The organism is Sporosarcina sp. FA15 (assembly GCF_051550195.1).
GTDB lineage: Bacteria > Bacillota > Bacilli > Bacillales_A > Planococcaceae > Sporosarcina > Sporosarcina psychrophila.
The window spans coordinates 1,933,841-1,945,683 of sequence record NZ_CP188818.1; the positions used below are offsets into that span (position 1 = coordinate 1,933,841).

Consider the following 11,843-nt stretch of genomic DNA (forward strand, 5'->3'; position numbering starts at 1 on the left):
TACGCTAGGCACAGATATTGGTGGTTCTATTCGAATTCCCGTAACGGGTTCGGGCTAAGGTCACTTCTTGAGCTAATGAAGTGAAATTTGGTTGTTTGAGAAAAAGCGTGCATGCATACGGTTCGTTTAACAGGCAACCATATAGTTGCTTCACTTGAACAATGTAGAATCGCGACAGGCACTTATTTGCAACAGTATCACTGATAAGAGAGCTGTGAAAATGAAGGTCTTCAAGCCCAACTCGCCAGTGTTTTATGAAAATAAAAAAACTGTCAACCAAATCCGTTTGGTTGACAGTTTATTCATATCAAAGGGGTCCTATGTCAGGAATGAAGTTACACTTTGTTGACGACAATTTCTTCCTCCACGAGATCTACACGGACTTTTTCAACATGATCTTCTAAAATAAGATCTGTTAATGGATCTTCGATTTTATCTTGAATAACTCTGCGAAGTGGTCGGGCTCCGAATCGTTTATCATAGCCTAATTTGACCAATGCTTGTTTTGCTTCTTGGGAAATCGTGATGGCAATATTATTCTCTTCGATTGTTACTTGTAAATCAACAAGCATTAAGTCCACGATTTCCAGTAGATGTTCCTCTGTTAATTCGTTAAATGAAACAATTGCATCGAAACGATTGAGAAATTCAGGTTTGAAATAATCGCCCAGCATTTCGAGTTTTGTAACGGACTCATGTACTGTTTGATTGAAACCGACACTCACTTTTTTGTCACCTGTTCCAGCATTACTTGTCATAACAATGACCGTATCTTTGAAACTGACTGTCCGACCATGTGAATCTGTTAAGCGACCATCCTCCATAATCTGAAGGAACATATTTTGAACGTCTGGATGCGCTTTTTCAATTTCGTCAAGGAGTAAAATTGAATACGGATTCCGGCGTACTTGTTCTGTTAATTGACCAGCTTCTTCATGCCCTATATAACCTGGAGGGGAGCCAATAATTTTAGACACAGCATGTTTCTCCATATATTCACTCATGTCGAGGCGTATTAACGTGTCACGTGAACCAAATAATTCTTCTGCCAGGACTTTTGTGATTTCTGTTTTACCAACACCCGTTGGGCCAACAAATAAGAAAGAGCCAATGGGACGATTTTTGGCTTTAAGTCCCGCACGGCTACGACGAATTGCTTTTGCGATTTTATCGACCGCCTCTTCTTGACCGATGACTTTTTTGCTGAGATTTTCCTGAAGACCTTTCATTTTCACTTGTTCTGCTGCTTGTAGTTTTGTCACAGGAATTCCTGTTTTCTCTTCGACAATTAACTCAATATCTGCAACAGAAACTTCTATTTTTTCCGCTTCCCCACTCTGTTTCGCTTCTTCCAATTGTTTACGTAATTGAATTTCCTCAAAACGTAAATTTGCCGCTTTTTCATAGTCTTCCACTTCTGCTGCTTGTTCTTTTTCTTGAATGATTTCGCCGAGACGCATACCAATTGAATCTAAATCTGAATTAGTGGTGACATGTGTAAGGTTTAAACGTGACCCGACTTCATCCATCAAGTCAATCGCTTTGTCCGGTAAAAAACGATCTTGAATATAGCGTTGTGATAAGGTAACAAAAGCTTGCACCGCTTCATCTGTATAGCGTACTTCATGGAAATTTTCGTAACGTCCTTTTAACCCGTTTAAGATTTTAATCGTATCTTCTGCAGATGGTTCCTTGACGATAATCGGTTGGAACCGACGTTCAAGTGCAGCATCTTTTTCGATTTGACGATATTCTTTCAATGTCGTTGCCCCAATGAGTTGCAAGCCCCCCCGTGCTAAGGCTGGCTTCAAAATATTGCCGGCATCCATTTGCGATCCTTCTGTTGAACCTGCACCAACGAGCAAGTGAATTTCATCGATGAATAAAATTACATCTGTTCGTGCTTGAAGTTCTTCAATTAGTTGTTTCATCCGCTCTTCAAACTGACCACGAATGCCCGTATTGGTAACAAGTGAAGCAACGTCTAATAAGTACACTTCTTTATTCAGTAGTTTCATCGGTACATCGCCTTCGAGGATTTTTACTGCGAGCCCCTCGGCGATTGCTGTTTTACCAACTCCAGGCTCACCTATTAGCACTGGGTTGTTTTTATTTCTTCTATTTAGCGTTTCGATGACACGTCTCACTTCTTGATCACGTCCGATGACCGGGTCAATCAGTCCTTTTCTTGCTTCGTCTGATATATTTTTACCAAGTTGGTCTAACAAACCGTTGCCGTGACCTTCTTCTGTTTGCTTTGTTTGAGTTTTTGCCTGTTGGCCACCGTTTGCTTTGGAAAAGTGATTCGCATTGTCACTAAATGACGGCATCTTGCCTGCCTGTAATTGACCTTGGATTTCTTGAAAGCACGTAAGACACATATTGATGTGCATACCTTGCTGATTCACTTGAAATCTTAAACTCATCGTCGCTTCGTTTTTACCACAATGTTGACACTGCATATTCGTTTCCTCCCTTTATCTTCATTTATCTATCCCGCTTGGCTTTGACTATATTTGATCTATGAATTTATTGTACACTGACCTTTTTTGACTTTCAAGAAACTTGCTTGAATGTCTTTGATTTCCCCAATGAATCCTCATGCCCAAACAGAGTTTCAACATTTGGGATTAGTATCGTATGAAGCTGGGCAACCGCAACAAGTCTAAATTGTGTATACCGAAAGTATGCGTGCTTACAAAACAATAATGTCTAGTGTATCATTGACTTTTCAAGTCAATACCTAGAAATTGAAATAGGAGTGATTCTCTTGACGAGTAAAATTATTTTAAATGACAAAGTAATTCATTTATGTAGTTATGAAGACGAAAAAGTAAATGGATTATATAAAGTTTCAGTTGAATTTAACGTAACAAGTGATGATTACCATGACATTACAACTTTACTTTACAATGGAACTTTTGACGTGAATATTCCTGAGCAAGACTTACTTTTTAGAGGAACGATTCATAATTATTCTACTTCCATTACAAATTTGTACGTAAAAGATCAAATCGGAAAGTTTAAATTGACTTTGTTAGAAGTGAGTCATAAAGAAGAGGAGTAGAATGGAGTTTAACGAGATTAAGCATATTTGATCAGTTCCCGTTCTCTTTAAATAAAAATCGGTACCTATGCAACAAATAACAACGAACAATTCATACAATTACATAAGAATTTATATGACACTAGATATTGAAAAAAATACCTAGCCCGTGCCTAATAAACATGTAATTATAGTGGATTACCAGAATTGTTCCATGCATAGGTACCTGATATTTATTTTAGTCAGGATTTATAACCGCAATTGAATGATCGCTTCTTTCATTTGTTGAGCTGCTTTCTCTACTGTTGAGCGAGAGCAAGCAAGGTTCATACGGACAAATCCTTCGCCTCCAGGGCCAAAGACATACCCTTGATTTAAAGCGACTTTTGCTTTAGAGAGGAACAGTTTTTCCAACTCTTCGGGCGTGAGTCCCAATTCCCGACAATCAATCCAAGCCAGATAAGTCGCTTCTAATGGTAATACTTTTAATACGGGTAAATTGGATTTGAAATACTTCGTAATGAAGTGCAAATTTCCTTCAACATAGTCAAGAACTTCCTCCAGCCATTGTCCACCGTAATTATACGCGGCCTCTGTGGCAAGAGCACCAAATGAGTTCGACATTGTAACAGCGTATTTATCGCCTTCCATTACAAACTTCTCTCGTAGCGCTTTATTGGAAATTATGATATTCGATGTTTGTAAACCAGCAAGATTGAATGTTTTACTTGGTGCCGTACAAATGATGCTATTGTCAGCAAACTGTTCTGAAATAGCCGAAAATGGAATGTGTTTTCCAGGTTTGAATACAAGATCCTGATGAATTTCATCGGATACAACAAGGACTCCACGTTCCAGACAGATGTCACCGAGCCGTTTAAGTTCTGATTCCGTCCAAACACGGCCACCAGGATTTTGTGGATTACAAAGGAGAATCATTTTAACCGAAGAATCTATTTTTGAAATCAGATCTTCAAAGTCCATCTCAAATTTACCTTCATTGAACAGAAGTGGATTATATATGACCTGCCGATCATGATTATGAATCGCTTTCATGAATGGATAATATACGGGCGGTTGAACAATGATTTTGTCACCTGGCTCACTAAAAGCTTGGACAATTAAATTTAAAGCGGTAACGACCCCTGGACTATGACAAATCCACTCTTTTTCTATTACCCAATTATGGTGGTCTTTCATCCAATCGATTATAGCTTCATAGTAGCTTGGCTTCCTCGTCGTATATCCAAAAATACCGTGTTCTGCTTGGGACTGGATTGCTTTGACTACTTCATCTGGAACTTTAAAATCCATATCCGCAACCCAAAGCGGAAGCAACTCTTTTTCACCGAACAATTCCTCTGTTGCATCCCATTTCACAGATGCAGTGTTCGAACGCTCAACTACTTTGTCAAAGTCGTATTTCATAAAAACCGCCCCTTTTTCTACTCATTTGAATTCAAATGCCCTAGTAAGTCTGACATTTTCTCTACTTAAAATTGGATTTCACTTCAAAGCTGTCTATTATGCAGCTCAGTACTAGCAGCTAGTCCTAGGACAAAAGTTGAACTTGAACCCGAAGCTGTCTATCCAAACCATATTTCGGATTGTTCCCTACAATGGTAACATAAGCGCAACTGTTAACATCGCACGAAACGCTTCCGAATCACTAAATTCGCCAATTCCTTTATCTACTATTCTCCTTGTTGGAGTAACGCGCCCGTTTGCTTAATAGCGATGCTTCATCTCTGATTGGTAGTTTTATACAAAATTGATGATAATTTGTTGTCAATCAACGAAACAAACTGATTAACTAGTTACATGATCTAATCGTTAAATAACAAGATTAAAAAAATCAGACAACATATCACTGTCTGATTTCTCGCTACTGACTTAACATTTTAAATTTGAACTATGAATCCCTATTTTATGGTTTAATCAAATTGTTTTTTAGTTCTTTTTTCGCAAAGTAACTTTTTTAAAATAGTAATATACAATGAATCCTGAAAGAATAATGATTCCAGTCACATATTCATTGAAACCTTGTGAAAGCAATCCTGCCTGAATAAGAGTATAAACAAAGAATATAGTAATATTTCCTAATGCTGTTGCGATAATAAAATATGAAAGTCGAATGGTACTAACACCTGAAACACCGTTAATGATACTTGTAGGAGCAAAAGGAAATATTCTTGCCCCAAATACATACCATAGTCCACTCTGTTCTACTTTACTAATATTGGACAAATTAACTTTTTTTAGTACAAAATCTTGAAGGACATATCGAATACTTAGAAATACAATTATCGCACAGAGAATGCTCGTTAATATGCTCCACACGATACCTAATTGAAAACCAAAAAGAGTATTATTTATCAAAATGACAAGGAAAAGTGGTATTACAGGAAATGTATTATGAACCAACATAATCATGAAGGTAATGAACAAAGTGAAAGCTTTATTATCTCCTAATATAGAAGTGATAGACTCTATATTTCCGGAGATAATACTGCGAAATAAATCGGTATTTAAATTAACGAAGAACAAGATCATAATTACGAGAAAAATAATTGTCGCTTTTTTCCCCCTGTTCAATAAGCTCACCCTTCCTCGAAAACAATGCTTTAATTTTATATTCATCCTAGTGTTGATCTACCGTCTGGAATAGAAGTCCAATATTAAAGGCAATCGTTGATTACGGCCACTTGTGACATCTTATTTACCAGTCCACTCCAAGGGATTTACCACGCCACGCCAAATGTATTTGCCAGTTGTGTAATGCAATGTAGAAGTACAGACCTTTGCAACAAATTTGTACAGTTACATGTTGACATAAAGAATCCACTCAACAATGCTCGGCGCTTTGGGATGCCTCCCGCAATAAGCCAGACAGATGGAAGTTAAGGAATGATACTAAACGCTTAATTGTATACATTGGATAGGTCCACATTATCAAGTTCATTTCAAAACATATTCTGCTAGCACGCTTTGTACTTTATAAACATTCAAGGATTTATTGAATTTCTTTTGAATTGGTACAGAACTCCCCGATAGCCAGATTTTCAGTTCAGCCTCCAGATCAAACGTTCCTGCAGTTTCTATCGAGAAATGTACAATACTTTTGTACGGAATGGAATGATACTCAACTTTCTTTCCTGTGACGCCCTGTTTATCTACAAGAATTAGACGTTTATCCGTAAATATCAACAGATCTCTAATCAGTTTATATGCATGCTCTACCTTTTCAGTAAGTGCTAGTAAATCCTTCATTTCCTTCTCTACTTTGCTCACTTCAATTTCAGATACATTCCCCATTATGCCGTCAAAAATACTCATTATTATTCCTCCAATTCATAGTGTTTTCTAAGCCTCTATTAAAAGGTACCCAGTACTAATACATTATATAATTGCCTCGGGACCAGATTCGTTAAATTATTGAACCATTCTCCCACATTATAATACTCATCTGAATCAATTCATCCCGGCATTCGGACATCATTTCATTTCGCTAACATCAAAGACTGTTTCGTATATATTCTGTTAGCAACCACCCATGCAGCTCTAGCATTATACATCTTAATCGCTGGAATCACTTCCTGAATCAACTTTAACACCAACTGGCTTTAAAGAGGTAGCTCCGTGTCAGACACAATGACGAACACTTCACATTTTCAAGTAATTATGCACAAAGTAAAGAAAAACTGCATGGATGTTGATTTATTTTGTATTATTTAGAAATACTTGTATTTCTTTACTGAATAGGTACCTAAAATCTAAAACCCCTTAACCAATTTACATAGGCTAAGGGGTTTCGGTGGTTCAATATTAGTAATCTTCATTTTGTTTGGAAGCATTTACATTTATAATAGACCCCAGTTTGCGGACTTGTATGTCAAATCGATCAACAGCGGCTTTGCTGTTAGGGAAAACGATTTGCAGTTTGCCTTCCGATACACCGGTGATGTGGAATCTGTTGGAGTTTTTATCCCTCGAAATGATGGCAATCTTTTCGCCACCTTTTGGCATAACATATTCTCCAAATTGATCGGCCGTACCACCAAGATCGATTGTGAAAGTTGGTTTTTCTTCAAGCTTATGGACAGATAAATAAAAGGATGGCTTATAGACGGATGCAGCAACCGCATGGCGAGCTTTCTTTCCACTAGCGTATTGGACTGTCGCGATATATTCTCCCGGATCATCTATTGAAAAACACTCGGGAGCGGCGTGGAGAGGATGGTAATCACAAGATTTTAACTTAACTTCCTGTTGGATTGTTTCACCTTCCATCGTGGCAAGTGAAATATTTTTCACCTGTTCTCCCGATGAGCTTAAGAGAACTTCAGTCGTAAGGATGTCTTCTGACTCTTCCAATGTAATTTTTAATTGTTCGTCTTCTTTCGTCACATGTACATAATACTTCCTATAGTCGTCATGCGAATCCACACCTGTTATAGGATCCCTTGTACTTCCCGTCATAGAAAGCGTGGTAGTACCTTCACGCATAGGAACAAGTTGAATTTCTTCCCAGTTGAACTTATCACTTGCAACCGTATGAATGATGTTGTCTTGGTCATGGTAGCTCGAGTATGAATAGATGGAATTCCAGCCATAGTCAGCTGCTTTAAGCGTAACGATTGACGCTTTCACTTTCTCCGCTTTTGTAATGAGTACTGCAGCCTGTGCTCTTGAAATCGGTGCATTGGGGCTGAATGTTGTTGGAGTGGTCCCTGATGTGATCCCCATTTTGTACAGAATGTTAATAGTCGTTTGGTGACTGGCCAAACGTTGGGTATCCGTGAATGGATTTTCACTACTACTGTAGTAATAGGGAGGAAAACCAAAAGCTTTTACAAGAATGGAAGCCATTTGCGCCCGAGTAATCGAATCATTCGGTCCGAATCGTCCATCCCCGTAGCCATTAATAACGTCTGCATTGGCAAGTGCTGCAATTGCACCATAACTCCACTGAGACGACGCCACATCCTTGAATTTAGGGTCTTTGACATTCTTCGTATCATACTTCAACAGCTTCGCGATAATGGCAGCTGCCTGTCCGCGTGTGATGGATGCGGCAGGCTTGAATGTACCATCCTCGTACCCACTTATGATGTTTCGATTTGCAAGTTCATAAACCGCACTCGCATAATGTTTGGTAGTCGGCACATCCGAAAAATCGCTTGAAATTTCCGCACTAGCCTGCGAGACTAACAAACTGCCTGCAATTGCAAGTGCCACCACAGTCAACTTTACCTTTTGGATGAACATTTTATCAACTCCTCTGGAATTTATTAATATAGTAAAAGAGGTACTCATGTCAGACAGAAAGACAAACAATTCACATTCCCATGTAATTTTACAAAGAATCGAGAATAACCGAATAGGTATTGATTTACTTTGTATTATTATAGAATTGAGTTGTCTTTACTGAATAGCTCTGCGCACGGGTACCTAAAATTGAGTGAATGGAAAACCAGATTTGTGTCTTTATATAGTAAGCGGTTGGTTGACGGCTTCTTTTTCTGGACAAATAACACCTGGTTTTCCGAATATTAAAGAGGTACCTGTGTCAGACAAAAAGACGAGTAATTTACACATGCAAGTAATTATGCAAAAATTAAAGAAAAATCGCATAGGTGTTGATTTACTTTGCATTATTATAGAATTGTATTCTATTCCCTAAATAGTTTCGCGCACAGTTATCTAAAAATAGTGAAGTCTTTTTATCATTTCTTCAACGAATGTTTCTTCCCTTTCGTGTCTGTCACAATCAACTGCGTATCCGTCACTTCCATCCGTTTCCCAAGGATATTCGACAACTTGATTGTTTTTTTATCCAGTAAACTGTACTTGAAGACGCCTTTTTTATTGAAATAATACATCGTGGAGTGGTCTTGCAGCACGGAGAGGAATTCTCCGCCCGCTTCGCGATTTCTATGGACATCAAAAAGGTCAAATGTTGCACGTGCGTCAAAAGTAAATTCCTTCCTCTTTTCGCTGCTGCCATCCATCGCTGTGGAATAAAACACTAGCGTACTGTCCTTAAAATCATCCGGACCAATCGCGCGTGGACCCATATCTGTGTAGAAGATCCGGTCATTCCAAACAAACATATTACTCATCTGGCTCGGCTCTTTCATTTTCACCAAATCTTGTCCATCAATCTTCATCTTCATCACAGCGTAAGCGAATGGTAATTCATCCGCTTCATGAAATCCGCCGCTATAGTATGGGATGAAAATCTCTTCGTTATAGACAATAAATCGGGTATCTGAAAATAAGTATAAAGCACTGGAATAATCCCAACTGCTTATCGGTACGTCTTTGGACTTTAATAACACTTCACGTTTGTCGGTTGCCATATTTTTTTTGATAAGTTCAGAATACCCAACCTCATCCAAATCAATGAAATAGGTAAAGCCATCCTTTTCAACGGTTTTCCCTTTCGTGCTGACATATGAACGATAGCTACTGAGCTTCATCTTATCATCCATGGCACGGACTAAAAATGCCGAAAACTGTGCACGCGTGACAGAGTCTGATGGCATATATTTGCCGTTCGATCCGCCCGCGACACGCTGTTTTGCGATTCCGTTGATGTCTTGATAGGCCCAGTGTGACGGTGTGACGTCAATAAATGTTGCTTGCTTGTCGAGCGGCATGTCGAACGCGCGACGCAGGATCGCGGCCATTTGCGCGCGAGATGTTTTTTCACCAGGACGCATGTAGCCATTGTCGCCGCGGAGAATTCCTTTTTCATTCACCGTCGCCAGGATCTGATAATACGGTGATTTTTTGGATACGTCTTTGAATGCGACGGAGGTATTTTCCGCTAGTGGCATTTTTAATGCCTTGATGAGCATCGATGCGGCTTGCGACCGGGTGATTGGCTCATTCGGCTTGAATGTGCCATCCGGATAGCCGCCGATAATATTTCGGTCGGATAAATACATGATTTCATTTTTCGCCCAATGCTTACCCACGTCGGAAAACTGAGTGGCAGCCTGTGCTTGAAATGGGATCGCAGCGAAAATGAGCAGTAGAGCCGTCAATACGGCAGTCAGTTTACTTTTCAAAATGATAGAACCTCCTATTTTTTAATAAGGTGCCTGCGGAAAGAAATGATTCATTCCACAGGCACCTTAAATCCATACTGTTGAGTGGTTGGAAAACCACTATGGTATCTCCATATAAAAAGCGGTACCAGTGTCTAATACAGTTCGAAATTGTGATGGATGCTGGTACCCTAAATTCATTTATACTCCTTCCATCAGTGGTCCACGTAGACATCCTTGTACATACCAATATTCATAATAGGGCCTAATTGCTCTACATACACATTGATGCCTAGGAAATAATTGTCGGTATTGTCCGGGAACTTAATGGAGAATGAACCTGCTTTCTTGGCATCAGCGCGGAACAAGTTACTTTCTGGATCTCTTGTGACCACGGCAATCTGCTCGGCATCTTTTGGTAGTACATGTCTTCCTATCTCCCCATCTGCTCCCAAATTCAATGTCGCGGACGTCTTTTCCTCTAATATCCGCATGCTGAAATAAAAACTCGGAGCGGAACTTTCCACCACCATGCCATACCGTACTTCTTCTCCATCAGCAAAACGGACAGTGGCGATATACCGACCCGGTTTATCGATTCCGATACGGATATTATTATACTTGCCATCCTGATTGACCTCTTCAGCATCGTAGCAATCAGAGGGACTGTTCGAGAGACATTTGCTGAACTTCACGTTGTCAGACAGCTTCTTTCCATCCATCGTGGAGAGCGAAACGTTCTGGACTTGTTCTTTAACACTGATTATAGCTGGTGTAGTTAAAAAATCTTCGGTCTCTTCCAATGTCAACTTCAGCTCGCCATCGACTTCTTTGATATGCACATAATACTTTTGGTAGTATTTCTTATCCGGATTTCCCGAATACACTAAAGCGACACTAAATGTACCCGTCCCTTCTTGTAGCGGGACTAAGTGGATCTTATCCGCCGTACGGCTATTGGGTTTATCGCTTCCTACCACTGCATGGAACAAACCGGTATCCTTATGATTGGAATCGAACATTTTAAACTGTTCCCACTTGTAGTCGCTTGCCCGCACCGTAACAATCGGCGCCTTCGCTTCCTCGGTCGCCTTCAGCATTTTAGCCGCTTGTCCTCTTGTAATGGACTCATTCGGGCTGAACCTGTCAGCAGATTTTCCTGTAGTAATGCCAAGTCTGTAGATGGTCAAAATATTCGGATCATGACCTGTCCCACGTTTCACATCTTCGAATGGACTTTTATACGACGTGAAGTCATAACGCGGCAAATCGAACGCTTTAACGAGAATCGAAGCCATCTGTCCACGTGTAATTGGATCGTTCGGACCATAACGTCCATCCCCATAGCCGCTGATGATGCTTTTTTCCGCCATAGCTGCAATGGCTTTGTAGTAGCCGTTCGCTTTCGGGACATCTTTAAACCCTGGATCTTTCACTTTAGAGGTGTCCAACTTGATCATCTTCGCGATGATTGCGGCCGCCTGTCCTCTTGTGATAGAGTTTCCGGGTTTGAATGTGCCGTCCGGATAGCATCCGATAATATTGCGTTCCGCCAAATTATAGACTGCTTCTGCAAAATGTTTTGATGATGGTACGTCTGAAAATCGCTCTGTGCTTGCTGCAAACGTGCCGGATAAAGGCAGACCGCAAGCGAGCAATAGTGCGCCGAGTACCATAATAAGTTTCTTCCTCACTCGCATTCTTCCTTTCTATTCTAGTAGTAGTTTTTGATATAGAAGAAA

General features: G+C 39.8%; 8 protein-coding genes. 1 reads left to right on the forward strand and 7 read right to left on the reverse strand.

Going from position 1 to position 11,843, the window contains the following annotated elements; translation table 11 throughout:
* Window positions 1-335: 335 nt before the first annotated feature.
* Complete coding sequence (locus ACP8HG_RS09370) at window positions 336-2,462, reverse strand: ATP-dependent Clp protease ATP-binding subunit (RefSeq protein ID WP_338656007.1); 2,127 nt, start codon at window positions 2,460-2,462, stop codon at window positions 336-338.
* A gap of 308 nt (window positions 2,463-2,770) precedes the next feature.
* On the opposite strand from ACP8HG_RS09370, the gene ACP8HG_RS09375 reads away from it, so the two are divergent.
* Entirely contained in the window at window positions 2,771-3,067 is a 297-nt protein-coding gene (locus tag ACP8HG_RS09375; protein WP_338656005.1) for a DUF3219 family protein, read from the forward strand.
* Window positions 3,068-3,295: 228 nt separating this feature from the next.
* On the opposite strand, the gene ACP8HG_RS09380 is transcribed toward ACP8HG_RS09375, so the two are convergent.
* The 6 genes from ACP8HG_RS09380 to ACP8HG_RS09405 all read right to left on the reverse strand — a co-directional run bounded on the left by ACP8HG_RS09380 (window position 3,296) and on the right by ACP8HG_RS09405 (window position 11,795).
* Window positions 3,296-4,474: a MalY/PatB family protein gene (locus ACP8HG_RS09380; protein ID WP_340742437.1), complete on the reverse strand. Its 1,179-nt coding sequence runs from the start codon at window positions 4,472-4,474 to the stop codon at window positions 3,296-3,298.
* Between the two features lie 522 nt (window positions 4,475-4,996).
* Window positions 4,997-5,686 carry a TVP38/TMEM64 family protein gene (locus ACP8HG_RS09385; RefSeq protein WP_338656003.1) on the reverse strand — a complete coding sequence of 230 codons (690 nt, stop codon included), beginning with the start codon at window positions 5,684-5,686 and terminating at the stop codon, window positions 4,997-4,999.
* 318 nt (window positions 5,687-6,004) lie between these two features.
* Window positions 6,005-6,382 carry a PH domain-containing protein gene (locus ACP8HG_RS09390; RefSeq protein ID WP_067210880.1) on the reverse strand — a complete coding sequence of 126 codons (378 nt, stop codon included), beginning with the start codon at window positions 6,380-6,382 and terminating at the stop codon, window positions 6,005-6,007.
* 489 nt (window positions 6,383-6,871) lie between these two features.
* On the reverse strand, window positions 6,872-8,314 hold the full coding sequence (locus ACP8HG_RS09395) for an S-layer homology domain-containing protein (RefSeq protein ID WP_340742439.1): 1,443 nt from the start codon (window positions 8,312-8,314) through the stop codon (window positions 6,872-6,874).
* A 458-nt stretch (window positions 8,315-8,772) separates the two neighbouring features.
* Complete coding sequence (locus tag ACP8HG_RS09400) at window positions 8,773-10,122, reverse strand: S-layer homology domain-containing protein (RefSeq protein ID WP_340742440.1); 1,350 nt, start codon at window positions 10,120-10,122, stop codon at window positions 8,773-8,775.
* Window positions 10,123-10,316: 194 nt separating this feature from the next.
* Window positions 10,317-11,795: an S-layer homology domain-containing protein gene (locus ACP8HG_RS09405; RefSeq protein ID WP_438298548.1), complete on the reverse strand. Its 1,479-nt coding sequence runs from the start codon at window positions 11,793-11,795 to the stop codon at window positions 10,317-10,319.
* Window positions 11,796-11,843: the final 48 nt, after the last annotated feature.

Excerpts from the sequence above, each read along its gene's own strand:
- ACP8HG_RS09370 (WP_338656007.1), bottom strand. The coding sequence starts at position 2,462 with ATGCAGTGTCAACATTGTGGTAAAAACGAAGCGACGATGAGTTTAAGA.
- ACP8HG_RS09380 (WP_340742437.1), bottom strand. The coding sequence starts at position 4,474 with ATGAAATACGACTTTGACAAAGTAGTTGAGCGTTCGAACACTGCATCT.
- ACP8HG_RS09385 (WP_338656003.1), bottom strand. The coding sequence starts at position 5,686 with ATGAATATAAAATTAAAGCATTGTTTTCGAGGAAGGGTGAGCTTATTG.
- ACP8HG_RS09390 (WP_067210880.1), bottom strand. The coding sequence starts at position 6,382 with ATGAGTATTTTTGACGGCATAATGGGGAATGTATCTGAAATTGAAGTG.
- ACP8HG_RS09395 (WP_340742439.1), bottom strand. The coding sequence starts at position 8,314 with ATGTTCATCCAAAAGGTAAAGTTGACTGTGGTGGCACTTGCAATTGCA.